The 19,039-nt window shown below is 46.8% G+C and carries 15 protein-coding genes; 7 read left to right on the forward strand and 8 right to left on the reverse strand.

Annotated features, from left to right (window positions below; all coding sequences use genetic code 11):
* Positions 1–99: 99 nt before the first annotated feature.
* Genes FIU82_RS16240 through tagH form a run of 7 tightly spaced genes read right to left on the reverse strand, consistent with a single transcriptional unit; the run spans position 100 to position 9,645 of the window.
* Positions 100–876 (reverse strand): Stp1/IreP family PP2C-type Ser/Thr phosphatase, encoded by a 777-nt coding sequence (locus FIU82_RS16240; protein WP_022944420.1) that lies wholly within the window; start codon positions 874–876, stop codon positions 100–102.
* A complete protein-coding gene (gene tagF, locus FIU82_RS16245) occupies positions 873–1,595 on the reverse strand; it encodes a type VI secretion system-associated protein TagF (protein WP_022944419.1) in 723 nt (240 codons plus the stop codon). The genes FIU82_RS16240 and tagF overlap by 4 nt, the downstream gene beginning before the upstream one ends.
* Positions 1,577–5,098 carry a type VI secretion system membrane subunit TssM gene (gene tssM, locus FIU82_RS16250; protein WP_045980640.1) on the reverse strand — a complete coding sequence of 1,174 codons (3,522 nt, stop codon included), beginning with the start codon at positions 5,096–5,098 and terminating at the stop codon, positions 1,577–1,579. The genes tagF and tssM overlap by 19 nt, the downstream gene beginning before the upstream one ends.
* A gap of 17 nt (positions 5,099–5,115) precedes the next feature.
* Positions 5,116–6,441, reverse strand: coding sequence for a type VI secretion system protein TssL, long form (tssL, locus tag FIU82_RS16255; protein WP_022944417.1), 1,326 nt, complete (start codon positions 6,439–6,441; stop codon positions 5,116–5,118).
* 23 nt (positions 6,442–6,464) lie between these two features.
* Complete coding sequence (tssK, locus tag FIU82_RS16260; protein ID WP_045980642.1) at positions 6,465–7,793, reverse strand: type VI secretion system baseplate subunit TssK; 1,329 nt, start codon at positions 7,791–7,793, stop codon at positions 6,465–6,467.
* 22 nt (positions 7,794–7,815) lie between these two features.
* The gene (gene tssJ / locus FIU82_RS16265; RefSeq protein ID WP_045980643.1) at positions 7,816–8,277 is read right to left on the reverse strand and encodes a type VI secretion system lipoprotein TssJ; all 462 of its coding nucleotides are present in this window, start codon (positions 8,275–8,277) and stop codon (positions 7,816–7,818) included.
* A gap of 24 nt (positions 8,278–8,301) precedes the next feature.
* On the reverse strand, positions 8,302–9,645 hold the full coding sequence (gene tagH, locus FIU82_RS16270; protein WP_152441620.1) for a type VI secretion system-associated FHA domain protein TagH: 1,344 nt from the start codon (positions 9,643–9,645) through the stop codon (positions 8,302–8,304).
* A gap of 298 nt (positions 9,646–9,943) precedes the next feature.
* Here tagH and FIU82_RS16275 point away from each other — a divergent pair, with 298 nt between their 5' ends.
* On the forward strand, positions 9,944–11,926 hold the full coding sequence (locus tag FIU82_RS16275; RefSeq protein WP_152441621.1) for a serine/threonine-protein kinase: 1,983 nt from the start codon (positions 9,944–9,946) through the stop codon (positions 11,924–11,926).
* Here FIU82_RS16275 and FIU82_RS16280 read toward each other — a convergent pair.
* Positions 11,921–12,646, reverse strand: a complete 726-nt coding sequence (locus FIU82_RS16280) for a tetratricopeptide repeat protein (RefSeq protein ID WP_022944412.1) — start codon at positions 12,644–12,646, stop codon at positions 11,921–11,923. The two genes, FIU82_RS16275 and FIU82_RS16280, sit on opposite strands and share 6 nt — an antisense overlap.
* Positions 12,647–13,005: 359 nt before the next feature.
* On the opposite strand from FIU82_RS16280, the gene ppc reads away from it, so the two are divergent.
* The 6 genes from ppc (at position 13,006) to FIU82_RS18830 (ending at position 18,911) form a co-directional block, all read left to right on the forward strand.
* Complete coding sequence (gene ppc, locus FIU82_RS16285) at positions 13,006–15,630, forward strand: phosphoenolpyruvate carboxylase (protein WP_152441622.1); 2,625 nt, start codon at positions 13,006–13,008, stop codon at positions 15,628–15,630.
* A gap of 456 nt (positions 15,631–16,086) precedes the next feature.
* Positions 16,087–16,653: a hypothetical protein gene (locus FIU82_RS16290; RefSeq protein ID WP_152441623.1), complete on the forward strand. Its 567-nt coding sequence runs from the start codon at positions 16,087–16,089 to the stop codon at positions 16,651–16,653.
* A 118-nt stretch (positions 16,654–16,771) separates the two neighbouring features.
* Positions 16,772–17,083: a transposase gene (locus tag FIU82_RS16295; protein ID WP_216651825.1), complete on the forward strand. Its 312-nt coding sequence runs from the start codon at positions 16,772–16,774 to the stop codon at positions 17,081–17,083.
* 11 nt (positions 17,084–17,094) lie between these two features.
* On the forward strand, positions 17,095–17,937 hold the full coding sequence (locus FIU82_RS16300; protein ID WP_253946357.1) for an IS3 family transposase: 843 nt from the start codon (positions 17,095–17,097) through the stop codon (positions 17,935–17,937).
* A 56-nt stretch (positions 17,938–17,993) separates the two neighbouring features.
* Positions 17,994–18,626, forward strand: a complete 633-nt coding sequence (locus FIU82_RS16305; protein WP_152441624.1) for a hypothetical protein — start codon at positions 17,994–17,996, stop codon at positions 18,624–18,626.
* A 141-nt stretch (positions 18,627–18,767) separates the two neighbouring features.
* The gene (locus tag FIU82_RS18830; protein WP_367648290.1) at positions 18,768–18,911 is read left to right on the forward strand and encodes a colicin immunity domain-containing protein; all 144 of its coding nucleotides are present in this window, start codon (positions 18,768–18,770) and stop codon (positions 18,909–18,911) included.
* The last annotated feature ends 128 nt before the right edge of the window (positions 18,912–19,039 follow it).

Consider the following 19,039-nt stretch of genomic DNA (forward strand, 5'->3'; position numbering starts at 1 on the left):
TAACTTAATTGCGTCTTATGCATGATAAATAATAAATGTGCCTAAAACAAGGTTATATAGCACAAATGTGATTATTTATCTTTTAGCAATAGTTAAATATTAGAAGAGCGGTACGGTTTTGTCACCCTGATCGCACTGATTCGTCTCTTGTACATGATTTTCATTATTTTTCACTAAAATGCAGGTGACATTATCTTTCGCTCCTCGCACCAGCGCAGAGTGCATAAGTGCCATGCCGGCATCAATAATGTTCAGTGGTGATAATGAACTTTCTATTTCGAGATCAGAGACTTCTCCAGTGAGCCCGTCACTACAGAGTAAGAACACATCTTTATCTTGTAACTTGCCTTGCATAACCTCTGGCTGTACTTCGGGGGCTACACCTACAGCGCGAGTAATGACATTCGACAGTGGGTGCACGGCAGCCTGTTCTTCGGTAATAACACCTTCATCTACTAGCTCATTCACTTGACTGTGGTCACGCGTTTGCTGCTCGAGTCGGTCGCGACGTAATAGGTAGCCGCGACTATCGCCCACCCATACGAAGTAATAGCTTTGTTCGTGAAGAAATAGCACCACCGCTGTCGAGCCCATGGTTTTACCATCCATATTTTCTTGGCTGTGCTGGTACAGCTGAGTATTGGCATCTTCTAATGCCGCGATGATGACATTACAATTGACGTTGCCACTACCTACACTATCGAGGTGGCGCTTTAATACGTCAACAACCAGCTGACTGGCGTAATCGCCAGCGGCGTGGCCGCCCATACCGTCGGCGACGACCCAAACATTGTGCTGTGGAAGCTCAACTAACGCATCCTCATTTATCTCTCGCACTACACCACGATGGCTCTGCGCGTAACTGGTAATACTCATGCAGTTTCCCTGTCTAATTTTTGACTATGGTTCCAATCCCAGTGCTGCCATCGTCCATCAAGCATGGCGGAAAATTGGCTTATCGCCGGTAATCCGGGCGTAACCAGTAAGCAAGGCTCAACCAAGCAGGAACCATGTGTCCACCATAGACAATAGTTCGCATAGCGTGAGCTCAGTAAATTGTGTAATAAGGTGTTAGCGTCCGCACTGGGAGCCAGCATGACGCTTAACGACTCTTTGCTGGGATCGCCAGAGCGTGTCAGCAAAAGCTCTTCAATGTCTGCTTTAGGTTGCTGATATTGCTCATTAACTGATTTAAACCAACTGGGCAAATCAACCGAGTCCTCTAGCACATTGAGCACCGCATCTTCGTACTCTTGCGTTGCAAAGTCATTGTTATAACAATCCAGCGGCTTACTGTTGGTAATGGCAGCGACGGTAAACGGGAAGTGACGCCCAACCGCATCAACACTGGGAATAAACGAGCCACACATAGCATTGGCACCACAGGCGCCGCTAGATAGGGCAAAGTGCCACACCGGGGAGGTGAGGTAACGCTCAGTCCACATATCACCAAGCTGCTCTTTACTTACCGCCACCACTGATTGTAACCACTCGTTCCAAGGTACCTGAAAACTACGCTCAAGTTGATGCGCGATAAAGTCCCCACGGGAGGGGACCTTTCCGCAATAGCCCATATTTACAGCTTGGTCGGACATCTGAAACTCTCTATGTTGGCACTCCAAAATGGGTGAATGGTGCTACTTGGTAGCAGTTGCACTTTAGCTTCGTTACCGCTTAAAGCGATATGTAACTGATGATCATCCTTAGTTTCTGGACGTTTCTGGCTCATATCGTCAAGCATTCTGAACAATGACCATTCACCCGAGTAGGTGGTATTCGTTGAGCGCCCGCCCTCTGGTGGCGTAAACACGATACGTGTTTCGCTTTCTGCACTGTCCCCTGGCCAGGTCATATTGACTACGCGCAGCGGCCCATGACGATAGTTAAGCGCTTGCCCGTCTATTTCTAGGCGGAAGTTACTGACTTTTTTGTCTAGTGAGATAGGTTTCAACCCGAACTGTAGGCTGGGCTTATCACTGCCTCCGCTGAAAAATGCTTGGCGAATTTTCGAGGCCTGCTCAAACATCGCTAGGCTGCGTTGGCTAACGCCGATATCACGCTCAAAGCGCCATGGAGAGGTACTGGTATCAACATTAGCAGCTAAGTAGCGCTTGAAGAATTTATCCAATGTACCATCTGGGCCGAAGAAGCGGCTGAAATCACGCATCCGTACTTCTTGCGAAGAAATAGGATTAAACGGATACCGATCGGCAATGGCAACTCGGTACTCACGAACCACTTGCGAGCGCCAAATCTCATTTAAGTGCTGATTAGCGCTTGCCTTAGTAATGCGATCGGCATTATGAGTCATGCCTTCTAACCAGTTATCAAATGGGTAGGGCAGAGAGCGGCTTTGTGAGCGCAGTGTCGCAATAAATTTCGGGTCGGTATTACTGGCGACCTTAGTTTTAAAGCTTAGCTTTTGCTGATCGCCATTGGCGAGCTTATCAAGATAGCGATTAAGGCTACGCAGGTTGGTTTGGATATCTTCTAGCGAATCCGGGTCAACCTCAAGGATTTTCGCAAAGGCCTGTTCCACTTCAGCACCAGGGAGTTGCATCTCGATATCTGGCATTTCATTAGGCAGTAGGCGCTTTAATCGCGACGTTTTACTATGCAGTGCCACATCGGCGGCATTAGCCGCTACAGCCGCAGCTGCTTTTTGGTTTTTTGACACCGGCATTTTGGTGAGTGCGACATTTTTTTGCACGGCAGCAAGAATATTCTTAATGGGCGCTTCTGGACCAGAAAGTATTTCTGTAACGCGCACACCTTCTTCTGTGGTGCTGTAAGGGCGCAGCGTTAAGTCATCTAAGAACTCTTCCCAGTAGTAGATATAGTCGCGGAAATAACGATACTCCAAGTCTTTCTCTATACGTGCTTTGGCATCGTCACCGACTTCACTGAGATTATCACCATACACCCAACTATCATGCAGTAAGTTGCTCAATAGTTTCTTCTTCTCAATGTTAAAAATGCCATGGAAACCACTGTGGGTATAGAGCCCAGGAATCCCTGTGTTTATGTCGCGACCACTTTTAAAGCTAAACGCATACATACTGTTGTAACTGATCACATCACTGAGTTTGAAATCGGCCACGCTAGAGTCGATAAAGTCGGTCTTTAAGCGTTGGTAGGCGCGATCAACCAAGGGGAGTTTAGTCAGCTCTACACGGGCATTTTTAACCGCAGCAAGGTCTTGGTCGACACCTTCAAAGCCTTCAGCTAAGAGCGTTGCGATATGAGAGTTAAGAGCTTGTCGGTCGGCAATATATGCATCGCCCGGCATCTCGCGTTCAATGTACGCGGCGAACCAAGCCTGAATATCTTCGGCCTTAAAGCGTTCTGGCATATACAGCATAAGATAAGCGCGTAAGGTTTCATACAGATACCCTAAGTGTTCTTTGTGCTCACTCATCTCTGTGGTCATCGCTTCGCCCATATAAGGCGCGAGGTGCGCGAATAGTGCGCGCTTATAGGCCTCAACCGATGGTTGTTTCAGATCGCTGCCTTTGTCATAGCCTACGGCTGATGGGTCTGCGAGCGGAATATGGTCGCTATATCCTGCAGGCAGATCACGCAGGCGGTTTAGCGCTTTTGTGAGAGTGAGTAAATCGGTTTGTCCGTTCAGCCCGCCAGCCGTGAGCAGCTGGTACTCATCAATAGCGCCTTGCGTTGACTTGATGAGTTCTTTGTTCCATGAGTAACTAAGGTACCAGCTAATACTCAGCGCTAAAGTGGCACAAGCAGCGGTGGATATTGCACCAATACGCATCCACTTGTTCTGTTTATCGTGGTGGCGGTTAGTTGAGGCTAAGTTTTGCTCCGGAAAGACCACTTCCTCTAATAGTCGCTTAATGAAGAAGGCACGGCTACTTTCACCGCCTGTGTTAGCACTGTAGCCTTTCTTATGGGCCAGTAAATCTTCAGGTACACCTTCTTGTGTCGCACTGGTTAGGTAAACGCCCCGCAAAATAGGCAGCTGCTCGTAGGCGTTAGGGGTGAAAATTTCCTTTAGGAAGGTGTCGGCGATGCCCTGCAGTACACGCAATTGACGAGGAAACTCAAAAATAATGCCACGACGTTTCGGGTCGCGCTCATGCATCAAGCGTTGGTTGAGCTTGGCTGCAAGGTTAGAAATAAGCGCATGGAATTCCCGGTTAAAGTGATTCACCGGTGCTTGTTCATTATCCGCTGTATTCAATTCAAAGGTGACACCTAGAACTTGTTCTGCTTCTTCTTCAGTTAAATACTCAAAGTATTCATTAAAGCCAGCAATCAAATCAGCTTTTGACAAAATAACGTACACAGGAAACGACATACCAAGCTGGTTTTGCAGTTCCTGCAAACGCTGTTTAATGGCGCGGGCGTGAAGATTTCGTTCGGTCTTGGTCTGGTGCATTAGTTCGCTAATGCCCATGGAAATAACTACGCCGTTGATGGGGCGTAATGGTCTGTTTTTACGCAATAACCCTAAAAAACCTTGCCATGCACGAGCATCATGTCGGGCATGACTGTCTTGTGTGGTATAGCGTCCAGCGGTATCAATGAGCACGGCTTTATTGGTGAACCACCAATCACAGTTGCGAGTACCGCCAACCCCTTGGATCATGTCGATACCCATGGATTCACGCAGTGGGTAATCAAGGCCTGAGTTGTTAATAGCAGTGGTTTTACCTGAACCCGGTGGGCCAATCATAATATACCAAGGCAGCTGGTATACATTTTGGTTTTTGTATAGCTTTGCGGTTTTCAGCGTATCAATGGCATCACTCATACGCTTTTTCAGTGTGTCGATTTCCTCGTTCACATCACTGTTGGCGTCGGCATCTCCATCAATGAGCTCATTGGCCATTTGTTCATTGCGTTTGTTCTGTTTGACTCGTTTCGACCAAGTCACTAGCAGCCACACGACGACAATGGATAAAATTAACACTAACCGCCATGCTGCTGAAGCCAAAGGAACGGCACCGGCGATGGCAATGAGTGGGCCGCCAAACCATATCAATAAGGCAAGCGCTAAAAAGCCCAAAGTTGTTACTACAACTCGAGATTTAAGTTTGTACGAGAGCAGCCTCGCTTTTTCTTTGATAGACATAATCTCTTCCTTGAAACTTAAAACAGCAGATCAATTTCAATACGGCGGTTTTTGGCTCGCTGTGCGGCGGTATCATTACTTTCAACTGGTTCCGCTTCGCCACGCCCCTCTGGCCATAAGCGGCCACTTAACGACGCATTTTGTGCCATTGCATTGGCAACTTGCGTTGCTCGCGCCAATGATAAGTGCCAATTAGAGGGATATTCAGGCGTTGAAATCGGCGTGTTGTCGGTATGGCCGGTGATCAGCACTTTACCTTGTGTGCCTTCAAGGGCACGGGCAATTTTGGCAATAATCGGCTTCATATCAGCACGAACAATATTACTGCCGGAATCAAACAGCGACTCACTGGATATACGAATACGTACGCGGTCAGATTGTGACGTAACACTGAGCACGCCACGTTGAATTTCTGTTTGCAACAACTGGTTCAGCACACTGGCTTCCATGCTATCACCGGTGGTTTGTTCGCCTAATTGATAGGGAACTAAGGCATCAAGCTCTGTGAAAACATTATCGGAGTAACGATTCAGTTGGTACGAAAAAAGGGTGTAAACCACCAGGGCGAGGGCAGCAAATAAGGTTAATATAACCCAGAGTGGAAATTGCTGGCGTAGCTCTAGACCGTTAGCAATGCGTTTGCGCCAATTAATCGATAACTGGCTTGAACCAGTGCCACGGATCAGGCTTATCTCGCGATACAACTTATCACGGTAATCATCGACCGCAGATTGTCCCTGTGCACTGACACGATACTTGCCTTGGAACCCAAGATTCAAACAATAATATTGTAGTTCGAGTAGGTCGATATTATGACTCGACTGGCGCAGTGCCTCATCAAGTAAAGTGAAGAAGTACTCACCACCAAAGGTTTCTTTATGAAAGATGGATAGGAGACTTTCATTCACCCACACACTTTCGCTGCCCCACGGCGTATTGAGCACGGTCTCATCCAACAGCGCGCATACGCAATATCGTGCAGACTCAATAAGCTGGCTATCGAGGTGCTCGTTACGCAAAGACTGTTCAAAATTCTTAACAGCATCAATGCTTTGTTGTTTTAGCTTATCGACATCATCGCAATGACTCATGCGATTGATTGCCACTGTCAGCGAAAAAATATCAGCACCGTAATCGACTAGCTTGGACTGAAAAATAGGTGCGTTCCCTTGCACTCGAGCAACAGGCTTTGACTGGTTCACATTGACTACAGTCTTATCCCCGCTAGAGGTGTCTGCACTAGCTGCTGCGCCTGAAGCACCAGCACCTGCAGGAGCTGGCTCGCCATTATTTTGTGCCAGTCCTCTTCTTCCTGGACGGGGCTTTAAAATCGTCTTGTCCATGATGATTGTATCCTGTTGGTTAGTTATCCCTTAACGGCCCAAAGTGCCACTTGTAGTTCGGGGTAGTTGCCAGAAATATGCAGTGCAATACCACCACTACTGCTTAACTTAAGCCAGTGCTCATTGCCTTTTTCCAGCTGGAAGTAATGGTAGCCAGCATGGTAGGGCACCTGCCTAGGTGCGACAGGCAAGGTCGCAAGAGTAATTCCTGGGATTTGGTTATTCACTAAGTCGCGAATTGTCTCGACGCTACCAATTTTCGTCTGTGCGGGTAGACGCTGACGTACTTCTTCGTTAGGTAGGTTCGCTTTTACAGCCAGTATAAAGTGAGCATTATCAAGTAAAGACTTATCATTAATTGCGCCAAAATAAATACCAAACTTGCTTTTCTCAAGGGGTATTTCCAGTGCAGTTTGTTCAAGTACTTGGCTCAGCGTTTGGTTGATTAATACCATTAAATTACCAAACACAGCAGTCAGCTCACTGTGGTTGTAATGGGGCAGCTCGGGAACTCGTTTATCACGGGTACTGAAGGTACTGAGCTCACCGACTAATTCAATCACCCGGTTATAAAGCATAAATGGATGTAACATATCCATATTTTCAAAGTTACTAAACACCGGTTGGTACTTGTTTAGCACTTGCAGCATCATAAAGTCAGCCACCGAAGTGGAACCTGCTTGCCCTTGAGTTAACCGCGCAGAAAGCGCTTCCGCACGCTGCTTAATCATGCCATGAATTTCGCGTACCACGCTGGTTAATGGCGCAACCGCTTTGGCATTCAAGGTAGGAGCAATAAACTTGCTATCAAGTTTAATGTTGCCCTCGTCGGATACTTCGATTACCCGTGCGATAGGCAAACAAATATAACCAGCTCGGTCATCGTTATGGCGTTTAAGTTGGCTATGCAGTGCGGCAATTTGCACTGATTCCTGAGCATCGCTGCCTAAGCTTACATCGGCGCAAGTATGGTCAGCGAAACGGTATCGGGTGATCATACCGTCACCATCAGCGCTGATATTTGTGCCATTGGTTTTATCACTGGCAATCGCCAAATAGATAACTTCGTCCCGTACTTCGCTGGTTAACGACAGTGCTTGTGGTAGCGGGTCGATCGTAGGCATATCAACGGCGGTGCCATCAGCTAGAGTAGCGGTCAGTTTGCTTAAACGAACTTGCCCTAAAGGTAGCAAGGATTGGTCTATTTCCAACGACACAGTCCCCCACGGGTAGTGGTGGACATGCTGGCTGCTGTGGTTGATCGCACGACGAATGCTGCGCTCAGCCTGCTGAAAATGTTGGGGACGTAAGAACATCCCCTCGGTCCATGCGATTGCGCTGTGGTCGCTCATGTAAATTCCCTCTTAGTGCTGTTTAGTCTTTGGCGTAAACAGCAATTTCCTCAACATTAACAGTTACATCATCATAGCCAGTTGGATCGGCCGCTAACACTGCACGCCAACGAGCTTGGTCAATATCGCGATAGGCTACAACAAAGCCGACATAGCGCGTATTTCTATCTAGCGACATCGGGTACTCAAGTTTGCTTCCAGGTTGCAGCTCTAACTCGTCCTTTTTTAAAAGATCAGGGCCCAACACCGACTCAGGATCTTCATAAAGGGTGAAGAAATCTTGATTATCAAATACTGTCCGTGAACTCAGCTCAAAGATTTTAACCACAACAGGTGAAGGACGTTGATTAATATCTGGGTTGATATCAGCCGCGACATTAAAGGTGACGTCGGTGGAGGGCGGTACTATCTTATTCACCGCAGTACACGCACTCAGTGCTAAGGTAAAAATTACGACCAATACGGACAATAATTTGTTGTTCATGTTGTTTCCTCTAGGATAACTAATCTAAAGCGTTTTTAATTTACTATCGTAAGCTTTAACAAAATCATCAGCGAGCGCGCCACTGCCTTTGCGCTCAATTTCACTTTCCATGTCTTGGTGCATAGCGCTAAATAAACGCCAGCTTTTCGCTTCTAATTGATATGGTAAAACCTTTTTCAGACCGCCTTGTTCGTTGGCTTGGCTTTTCAGGCGATCTGGTGAAAGTGTATCGAGTAATCCTTCAATGGCCCCCACGGTCCCGGCCATCATTGCCGTATCGTGGTCGCGAGTGTCTTTAAACGCCTCGGCAATAGCTTGCTCAGCATTTAAAAAGCTGGCGCTATTTCGGGTGTATAAGTTCTGGATTACATCTTCTAAAGTTGCTGAAAACTTCAGTGGATTATTTTGTTGTGCTTGGAACATAGTGTGATTCAAGCGCAGTTGTTGTTTCACTGAGGAGCGTTGTCTAAGTGATTCAACTAAGCCCAACAATAGGAGTCGTAAACTCTCCCCCATCTGTTGCCACGTTTGTGCGTTGTTTAATTCATTCGCGAGCTGCGCGTCAACTTGCAAACCTTGCAAAAAAGCAGCTGCTAATTCACCTTGCCCTGCAGCTGCTGGAGCTTGAGCTGGCTGCGGCGCAGCCGAAGCTTGTGGTGCAGCTTGCTGTGGCGCCTTTGGCTCTGGGGTCGGAGCGATGCTATGTTGCGTTTGCGCTGTTGGTGCCGGCGTAGGAGCAGGAGCTGGTTGTGGCTCTGGCTGAGGCGCAGGCTGACTTGCAGGGGACGCGCTCTCAGGTTGGCCGAATGCTAAGTCCAACCCCCAGTCTTCGGGAATGGTTTCGGCTGCGGATTGAGAGCCGGTTGCTGGGGCGCTCGCTGGTGTTTCTAGACCGGGCATCTGGAAAGATTGGTCAAGTTCGTTTGCGGATTGCATCTGCGTTGCAAACAAATCATCGTTATTCGTGCTCGCAGCAGGTGCAGCTTGCTGCGCAGGTATACTCGGCTGCGATGGTTGAGCTACTGGTGCGCTTTGCGCGGCGACGGCGCTTTGCGCCAGTTTAAATTCGATTTCATAATCGCCAATACTGAGCACATCACCGTCTTGCAACGCTTGTTGATTGCCTTTGCCTACAGGGGTCACACTGTGGTTAACAAACAGGCCGTTTGTTGATAAATCATGAACAACGAAGTTCGACCCAGAACGCTCAATACGGCCATGGGTGCTGGAAATTATTTTCTCAGGATCTGGCAAGTGCCAGTCGCACTCCTGTGAACGACCAAATACCAAGCTATCTTGGGTAGTCTTTGATGTTTCTATTTCAGGGGATAGGCGGTGGTAGCTGATAACGTTAAAGGTCGCTTCCATTTGCTTTACTCTATTCCATAAGACGACGTTAATAGCTCACGAGGATAAATATTAAGTTAGATTTTGTCAATAAAAGTGACGGTATCTAATAGCGCTACATTTACTCCGGTGTGGCATAAGTTCAAGTAACCATTGTAGTGGCTTTAAGATATTGTGGTGGTTTTTGCAATTATACTGGTGGTTATACTATTGAACCGTATAAAAGGTCATTTAAACCGCAATCTGTTATAGCCTTTTATTTAATAATCTAATATATTAACGCTCAGTGAATGGATGAACGCATTAAAGGACAGCCAATATGGATGACAAGCCGCAAAATGCAAGCGAGCAAGATAAAACGCAAATCGCTGGTATCGCAAACTCAGGTAACGCCCCACAAAAGAATGCTCAAAGTGCCAATCTTCAGGGCCTGAAATTAGGTGCACGGTACCTGTTGGAGGAACTTGTCGGCCAAGGTGGTATGAGTGATATCTACCGCGCCAAAGACCTACACCTCTCAACCAGTGATGGCGAACATCACGTCGTTATTAAAGTGTTACAATCTCAGTTTGCAGAATCAGAGCAAGCATTGGCGCTGTTGAAAAAAGAAGCCCAGCGCTGTCAGCAATTATCGCATCCAAATATTGTCCGCGTTTATGATTGTGCAAGCGTGGCCGGGATTCACTACATCGTTATGGAGTGGATTGAGGGCGAGACACTTGAGCAAATTATCAAGCGTTCACGGCCAACGGGCATGAAATTTGCCAACGCCAAACCCATTCTCACGCAAATGATTGATGCGCTAATTTATGCGCACGCCCACGGTGTTGTGCACACCGACCTGAAGCCTTCCAATGTTATGGTCACCAGCCAAGGTGACGTAAAAATTCTAGATTTTGGTGTTGCTCGCGCCCATCGCGGCGATGATATTTACGCTTATCAAGGCACTCAGGCAGAAGATGGTGTTGCCGGGTACACTCCAGCTTACGCCAGCGCATCGCAATTAGATGGCCAAGAGCCGACACCGCAAGATGATATTTTTTCCTTCGCGTGTATCGCCTATGAACTTATCTCGAGTAACCACCCTTATGACCGTGTTGCCGCCAATGAGGTGCCAGCGACTTATACTCTGAAAAAGCCAGCATCGATGCCGATGCTACGTTGGGGCGCGCTGAAAAAAGCATTATCAATTTCGCAGCCAGGGTTTAAAAGCTTTAGCGAACTCAAGTCGAAATTATTGACTGTCAACCACATGCCGGCAGTGGCTGCGGTGGCAACTGTGGCTGTAGTTGCAGGGTTAGGGTTTACTTATCATACCCAAGCGCAAAGTGATTACGCTTTGTTGCAAGCTAAATACGACAATGCTGTTGCCAAAAATGAGCAACTCAACCAGTGGATGGGATGGGGGCCAAGTAACCTATTCAGTAAACTAGGTGAAATTCCGCCACAGTACCAAGTACTAAAACAAGGCTTGGTGGTTAAAAACCAGCCCCAGTTACTGGCACAGTTGGAGCAACAAGCTAAGTTAGCAGGCCAGAATAAAGAGCAAGAATACAAGAACTTCACTGCAATTATTAACGTGTACGATCAAGCCAAACCTCGTTTCCCTGATTCACTGGCGTTGGCTGAACTTATTCAAGATACGCGAACAGAGCAGCAATCGGTGCTTGATGGTGTGGTTGAAAAAATTGACTTGTTATTGAGTCAAGGACGTCTAACCGAGGGCGGTGACAACTCTTTGGTTAAGCTTTCTGAAGATCTAGCCTTCATTGCCCCTGAATTTAATTATCAACCGATGGAAGCTGGGGTTACTTTATACCTTGAGCAATACCAAGCAGCCGTTGAAGCAGACGACGTTGCAACTTTAGATACCTTAGCCGAAGTCGGTGAGGCTGTATTTGCACAAAACCAGCAAATTGCGCAGTTATTGCAACAAGGTGAAGCGAAACGCGAAGCCATGACGGTGCTAGCACAGTACTTCAATAAACGTGAGAGTAACCCGGATACACCGTATCCTTACGAGGCTGCCACGGCGTATTACCAAGATCAGTTTGATGCTTGGGAAGTATCCATTACCAATATGGATGACCATAAAGAGCTGATTGCACTGGAAGAAGAAGTGAACACGTTGGCAGAAAAAGTGCCAGAAGATTTTCAGCCCATGGTAAAACTGAAGAAATCGCTCGCTTCTGCATATTTGTCGAAAGCGCATGCATTAATGCAAAAGCGCATGTATCGTACAGCGCAGAAGCTAATAGAGCGAAGTGACTCGATTAACAAGTCACTCTCAGCTTACTTATAGGCGACGACCTTCTCCAGCATAACGGCCGGCGAGGATCTTTTCATAGATGTCGTCGGCTTTTTGCTTTGCCCGCTCAATTTCTTCAGGCTGCAATTTTTTCTCGTCGAGTTTGCGGCTGGTACTGGCATCGTCATTGCCATTGTATTCCGCGATGGTGTTCCAGATATAAGACTTCTCGATACTTTTAGCTACACCTAGGCCTTCATAGTACATTAGCGCAAGGTTAAACTGAGCCAAGGTATAATTTTGCGCTGCTGCTTTACGATACCAATCGATTGCGCTTTGGTAATCTTTAATAACGCCTTCGCCATTGGTGTACATAACGCCAAGGTTAAATTGCGCAGCAGCCAGCCCTTTTTCGGCAGCCCCTTTGAATAAACTGACCGCCCGTTGCAAGTCTAGTTTTACTCCTCGGCCTTCTTGGTACATGACCGCCAAGGAAAACATCGCGTCTGCATAGTCTTTATCCACGGCCTGCTGATATAGCTGAGCAGCCTTACGTTGATTCTTCGCAACACCGTGGCCGCTTTCGTACATTTGTGCCAGTTGATAGATTCCAGGGGCATAGCCCATGTCTGCTAAATATTGAAACTCGCTGAGGGCGGTTTCAAAATCTCCCACATTGGCCGCAGCAATGCCTTCTTCTAACCCCGCATGTGCTGCGGGCGCGAGTGCAAGTGCACTGCTCAGTGTCAGTGCGCATAGTGTGTATCGCAACATCTGTGTTCTCCGCGTATGGCTCGTATCTTTATGATTCTAGCCTGTTTATTGGTATGGGTCCAAAGCTTAGCCATAAAAAAACCCAAGCAAGGCTTGGGTTTTTGGGGTCATATCTACCGTCACCGATATGAGCAATGTAGCAAGTAAAGTTTTCATCGCATTGAGTGCGTATGAACAAGACCAACAGAAAGCAAAAGGCTCCGTTTCGTCTTGTTGATAATGATTATTACTAGCATGGCTTAATGTGTCAAGTGCAAATAGGAATTATTATCAAATTAGTTTTTCTCCTTTTCTTAGCCTTTCAAAGCGAGGCACTTCCATGCTACAAAAGATAAAAATAAAGACACAGGAGTGAGGATATGAGTGATCAATACGCAGCACTACGCAGTAATGTGGGTTTATTAGGGCAGATGCTAGGACAAACCATTGCTCAGGCATTGGGTGATTCGGCTTTGGCCAAAGTTGAATCAATTCGTCAGTTGGCAAAAACTTCTCGCGGTGGCGATGAGCAGGCGCGTGAGGCGCTGATCAGCGAGTTACAATCCCTAAGCGACGATGAGTTACTGCTTGTTGTGCGCGCGTTCAACCAATTCCTCAACCTCGCTAACGTTGCTGAGCAGTACCATACTGTGTCGCGCTCGGGTAACCAGGGTTTTTGCGAACTTGACCCATTAAAGCAGACTTTGCTGCGCCTCAAGCAAAGCCATGTGCAAGAGCACACCATCAAAGAGGCAATCGCACGACTAGATATCAACTTGGTATTGACTGCGCACCCAACGGAAGTGACACGGCGCACACTGATTAACAAACATGTGCAATTAAGTGATTGTTTAAACTTGTTAGAGCTGGGCGACTTGCTGCCGCAGGAACAACAAAAACTCCACGCGCGCATGCGTCAATTAATAGCTCAGGCGTGGCATACCGATGAAATTCGTCAACAACGGCCAACGCCTTTGGATGAGGCGAAGTGGGGTTACGCGGTCATTGAAAATAGCCTGTGGCAAGCGGTGCCAGAATATGTGCGTGAGCTTGATGAGACGCTGACTCAAGAGTTGGGTGTTGGTTTAGCAAGTGATGCAAAGCCGGTGCGTTTTACCTCATGGATGGGCGGCGACCGCGATGGCAATCCTTTTGTAACATCGAGTGTGACACAGAGCGTACTCGACCATGGCCGGTGGATGGCATTGGACTTGTATCTTAAAGACATCAACCTGCTGATCAGTGAATTATCGATGTTCGCCTGCGATGATGCTTTAGCTAAACAGGCTGAAGGAGCCCATGAACCCTATCGTGCCGTATTAAAGCAACTACGTGAAAAGCTGACACTCACTCACGAGTATCTCGAGGCCAAAATAACTGGGCAGTCGCCACGTGGCGAAAACATCATCACGGATATCACTCAGATAACGGATGTGTTGAAGGCCTGTGAGCGCTCGTTAGAGGCCAATAATATGGCCATCATCGCCCAGGGGCAGCTGCGCGATACGCTGATCCGCTGTCGGTGTTTTGGTTTGCAGCTCTCGCAATTGGATATCCGCCAAGACAGCGACAGACACGCACAGGTGCTTGGTGAGCTGACAGAGTACTTAGGCCTAGGTGATTACTGCCAGTGGGATGAGCAAGGCAAACAAGAGTTTCTCAAAGCAGAGTTGGCCAGCAAGCGGCCGTTATTACCTCGCAATTGGCAACCAAGCGAACAAAGCCAAGAGGTTCTCGACACCTTTAAAGTGATTGCCCAAAATCGCGCCGAAAACTTTGGCATTTACATTATTTCCATGGCTCGTCAGGCATCAGATGTGCTGGCAGTTAAGTTATTACTTCAAGAAGCAGGCTGTCAGTTTAACATGCCGGTTGCACCTTTGTTTGAAACTCTGGATGACCTCAACCGTGCGCCTGAAGTGATGCAGGCTTTATATAGCGATGATGTGTATCGCCAACATCTAGGCACTCATCAGTATGTGATGATTGGCTATTCAGATTCAGCCAAAGATGCAGGGATGATGGCCGCTGGCTGGGCACAATATAGCGCTATGGAGTCCTTGGTGCAGCTTAGTGAGGAGCAGGGCATTGAGCTCGTGCTATTTCACGGGCGCGGCGGTACTGTTGGTAGGGGAGGAGCCCCAGCTGCGCAAGCGTTGCGCTCGCAACCTCCAGGGAGTTTGAAAAATGGCCTGCGCGTGACTGAGCAAGGTGAGATGATCCGCTTCAAGTTCGGACTGGCCAGTGTCGCAAAGCAAAGTCTGCATTTATATGCCAGCGCAGTACTTGAGGGGAACCTGCTGCCACCCCCAGAGCCTGAGCCTAAGTGGCGCGACGTTATGGCTAAAATTAGCGACGCATCGTGCCAGCATTATCGTGCGACTGTGCGCGAGAACCCTGAATTTGTACCTTACTTTCGCAGTGCCACACCAGAGCAAGAGTTGGGTAAGTTGCCATTGGGATCGCGGCCTTCTAAGCGCAACCCTAATGGTGGGGTGGAAAGCTTAAGGGCCATTCCTTGGATCTTTGCTTGGTCGCAAAACCGCCTGATGCTGCCTGCTTGGTTGGGGGCCTATCAAGGTTTAGGAGCGGCGATTAGTGAATACGGTGAACATACGTTACAGCTTATGAGTCAGCAGTGGCCGTTCTTTCGCACCCGATTAGAAATGTTGGAAATGGTATTCTGTAAGGCAGATAGTTGGCTTAGTGCGCATTATGATCAGCACTTAGTGGCACCGCAGTTACAGCACTTTGGCGAGCGCTTACGCCAAGAGTTAGCACAATCGGTAGCGCTGATTAAAGAACTAAGCCCAGAGCACACTTTATTAGGGCATCAGCCTTGGGTGCGAGAGTCTATTGCATTGCGCAACCCCTACACAGATCCGCTTAATGTCCTGCAGGTAGAGCTATTGAAACGAGCCCGTACCAATAGCTCACAGGCATTAGATAAAGCCTTAATGGTCACCATGGCTGGTATCGCAGCGGGTATGCGCAATACCGGTTAATTAGGTGCGAGGCGGTGTATCAGCCGTCTCGCATATGAACCCCGATACTGCGATGAGCTGCCATAGTTCACACCTAATCAAATGCGATGAGCGATCATCAAAGAGGCTACTTTCCTCGTGCAAATAAATAACGCGGGTGCTCAACAGCGCAGAAATAGGCCAAGAACGTAAAATAAGGCTCGTTATATACACCAGTTTTTGGCTCGAATAAGTAGAAATTAAAGTTAACCCTATGAAAGTGTTGAGGTTCGATATTTATATATCGTGCCATTTTAGGCTCGGATATCTCAATGCTCGTTTTCCACAAACTAATACTGCTTAGACATTACCAATCCACTCTGGTAACTTTATGAAATTACTTATAAATATAAAGTGTGCGACTAACTTTTTGTTGTTTGAATTTTGGCTTAACCCGAAATGCACGCTAATAAGCTGTTATGTGACTAAAGGGAACTTATGAAGATAGAAGACGAAATCCAAAATATTGAAAATGCAATGGAAAGATGCTCTAAAATGGAGGAGCAGAACTCAGTATCTGCTAGACGCATCTTATCAATAGTATTGGTACTAACAATAACTTTAATTACAATTTTATTCTTTTCGCTAATGTATCCTGCATTAGTGCCAAACACAGATTTGAAGTTTCAAATACCAGATACGGTACTCTATGCATTCCTTGCTATTTATACTCTTACATTTAGTATTCTTATGGCCGTTTACAGACTCCACATCGGTGAAGCAGCAAGGCTTCAACACTATATAGTTGGTTTCATGAGAGTTAGGGTTGCAGGGAGTAATAATACGGATGGATATCAGACAGAAGTAAGGGAAACATTAACCACAGGTGCTTTTGACTACATTGCAAAACCATCAAAAGAAGGCAAATTAAGTAGCCCTATACCCGGACATCCTGGAGTAGATTTTACAACATCAGTATTAAACAAGTTTTTAGACAGTGTTGAAGTAGTTGGTAAAAAAGGTACGTCACATAACAAACCAAGTCAGCGGGACACTAACACGTAGGCTTCCGTCACTTCGTTCCGTATTATAGCCTACATGTTATTGCCCCTGCTTGGGGCGTTATATGCAGGACTTACCCAAAAAAAGTAGACACCTTCTATAGTTAGAAAAGAGGTGTCTCATGACTAAAAAGAAAAGAACCCAGGCCTATACCGAAGAGTTTCGTCGCGAAGCGGTTCGAAGGGCGGAGCAACCCGGAAATACCAACAAATCCGTCGCCGAAGAGCTGGGGATCAGCGCCCAGCAAATTTATAACTGGCGTAGGCAATTCAACCGTCTTTCCGACAAGCAATTTAATACCGTTCAAGGCGTTGATTACTCGAAACATGAAAGTGAGGAACTGCGCCGTCTCAAGCGCGAGCTACACGACCTGAAAGAGGAAAATGAATTCTTAAAAAAGGCAGCCGCGTACTTTGCGAAAAGCCAGGAGTAAAGTACGCGCTGATTGCGCAGTATGTAGGCCAGTTCCGGATCACCTTGATGTGCAGAGCATTGAAAGTCTCACGCTCTGGCTTTTATCGTTACTTGAACCGAAAGCCGAGCAATAAAGCACAGAAACATGCTGAGTTGGCCCATCATGTGAAAGAGGCTTATGAGGTCTTTAAGGCACGCTACGGCGCGCCCAGACTAACCTATGAACTCAATGCCAGCGGTGTTCGATGTAGCCTCAATACGGTCGCTAAAATCATGCAAGAGCTGGCTCTCAAGGCAAGAAATGGCAAAGCGTTCCGTTACAGTCGCAGCAGCTATTCAAACTCGAATGTAGAAGGGAATGTGCTTGCCCAGCAGTTCATCACAGAGCGTGCCAACAGGAAATGGGTATCAGATATCACTTATATCCGTGTTCGCGGCCAGTGGCTTTACCTGGCCGCTGTGATGGACCTGTTCTCAAGGGCGATTGTCGGTTGGGCATTAGACACGTCGATGACGGTCAAGCTGATTTCAGATGCTTTCAACATGGCACTGGCCCGCAGGGAGGTTAAACCAGGTTTGATGCTTCACTCAGATAGAGGCGTGCAGTACCGTGCGGTGGCCTATCAGGATTTAGTGCGTTCATCAGGTGCGATAATCAGCATGAGCCGAAAGAGCAATTGCTGGGATAATGCGGTGATGGAATCCTTCTTCAGTCGTCTCAAAGTTGAGCTGGTTTATGCCGAGAAATTCCACTCGATACAACACGTTAAATCCTGTATGTTTGAATACATTGAAATATTTTATAACCGCAAACGACGTCACTCAGCGTTAGGCTATCTCAGCCCGCTGGAGTATGAACAACGGTTTGCGTAATAACCTGTCTACTTTTGATGGGGAAGACCACTGTTCTCAGAAGTTAAGAGGTAAATATGGATTTTTTACAACCAAATAGGCGGCAATTTGAGAGTGATCCGTTTAGCTACAGTGCTCAAGGTTATTTAAAGTGGAATATGTTGCAAGCGATTGCTACTGGTTGTGATTTTCACCCTTATGCTGAACCGAAAATGGAAGATCTTAAAAGTCCTGTTTTGTGGTTGGCTCAAGCTGAAGCATTAACACAAGCAGCTTTAGCAATATTTAAATCTGAACCTAAGTTTGAAACAATGCCGCTAAATTTTAAAGGGATATGTGATAGTCAATTTTGTGCTGTTGGTTTAATGCTTGTTGGCTACAGCTTGGAAGTTGCACTTAAGGCTATGATGGTTATTGAACATGGTGTGGATGGCTATCTTAAAATAGAAAAAACTACTCGACACCATAGATTACATGAGCTGGCAAATTTTGTGCCCTCACTATCAAAAAAGGACAAAGCTGTATTAAGGGCTCTAACTCATTTTGTATACTGGGCAGGTCGCTACCCAGATCCTGGCTCTGGTCGAGAAGGGGATGCTTCAAATATTTTTGAAATAGCTGAAAAATATGAAATTACGGCGCGTGACCTATTCAATGTTGCAGCTAAGGTTATGAAGCACACAGAAAAAGTCATCGAAAAAAACAGCTAACAAACTGTTCAAGAGGGATTCGCAATGCGTGGCATTTTCACTATGCGTTGATTATAGTGATTAAGGTGGTATGCGGCGGCTTCGGTATTTCGCTGCTCACCCCTTAACAGGGCGTTAGCAGTACAAATGAGTCGTCAAACCATGGAAGATGAATTCAAAGTATTAGTTGAAAGCTTTATTGAGAACAAAGTGTCTGCTGATAAATTCTTGACTTCATTTATGAATCTGTGGAGTGAAACTCAAGACTCAGATGTACTACACAAGTGTGATCCTAGACTAGGTTGACTTCTTGATCGAATGTTCACTAGCTGTGATGCTTATGCGGCTAATCCAGAGGGGCTATTCGAAACTGACGCAGTTCAATTGAAAGAAGAAATCAAGGATATGGCGTATCTATGCTAGGGCATCTAGTA

Origin of the sequence: Pseudoalteromonas sp. THAF3, assembly GCF_009363775.1 — a bacterium.
GTDB lineage: Bacteria > Pseudomonadota > Gammaproteobacteria > Enterobacterales > Alteromonadaceae > Pseudoalteromonas > Pseudoalteromonas ruthenica.

What these genes read in the sequence shown, in the direction of transcription:
- FIU82_RS16240 (WP_022944420.1), bottom strand. Translation starts at nt 876, where the DNA reads ATGAGTATTACCAGTTACGCGCAGAGCCATCGTGGTGTAGTGCGAGAG.
- tagF (WP_022944419.1), bottom strand. Translation starts at nt 1,595, where the DNA reads ATGTCCGACCAAGCTGTAAATATGGGCTATTGCGGAAAGGTCCCCTCC.
- tssM (WP_045980640.1), bottom strand. Translation starts at nt 5,098, where the DNA reads ATGTCTATCAAAGAAAAAGCGAGGCTGCTCTCGTACAAACTTAAATCT.
- tssL (WP_022944417.1), bottom strand. Translation starts at nt 6,441, where the DNA reads ATGGACAAGACGATTTTAAAGCCCCGTCCAGGAAGAAGAGGACTGGCA.
- tssK (WP_045980642.1), bottom strand. Translation starts at nt 7,793, where the DNA reads ATGAGCGACCACAGCGCAATCGCATGGACCGAGGGGATGTTCTTACGT.
- tssJ (WP_045980643.1), bottom strand. Translation starts at nt 8,277, where the DNA reads ATGAACAACAAATTATTGTCCGTATTGGTCGTAATTTTTACCTTAGCA.
- tagH (WP_152441620.1), bottom strand. Translation starts at nt 9,645, where the DNA reads ATGGAAGCGACCTTTAACGTTATCAGCTACCACCGCCTATCCCCTGAA.
- FIU82_RS16275 (WP_152441621.1), top strand. Translation starts at nt 9,944, where the DNA reads ATGGATGACAAGCCGCAAAATGCAAGCGAGCAAGATAAAACGCAAATC.
- FIU82_RS16280 (WP_022944412.1), bottom strand. Translation starts at nt 12,646, where the DNA reads ATGTTGCGATACACACTATGCGCACTGACACTGAGCAGTGCACTTGCA.
- ppc (WP_152441622.1), top strand. Translation starts at nt 13,006, where the DNA reads ATGAGTGATCAATACGCAGCACTACGCAGTAATGTGGGTTTATTAGGG.
- FIU82_RS16290 (WP_152441623.1), top strand. Translation starts at nt 16,087, where the DNA reads ATGAAGATAGAAGACGAAATCCAAAATATTGAAAATGCAATGGAAAGA.
- FIU82_RS16295 (WP_216651825.1), top strand. Translation starts at nt 16,772, where the DNA reads ATGACTAAAAAGAAAAGAACCCAGGCCTATACCGAAGAGTTTCGTCGC.
- FIU82_RS16305 (WP_152441624.1), top strand. Translation starts at nt 17,994, where the DNA reads ATGGATTTTTTACAACCAAATAGGCGGCAATTTGAGAGTGATCCGTTT.
- FIU82_RS18830 (WP_367648290.1), top strand. Translation starts at nt 18,768, where the DNA reads ATGGAAGATGAATTCAAAGTATTAGTTGAAAGCTTTATTGAGAACAAA.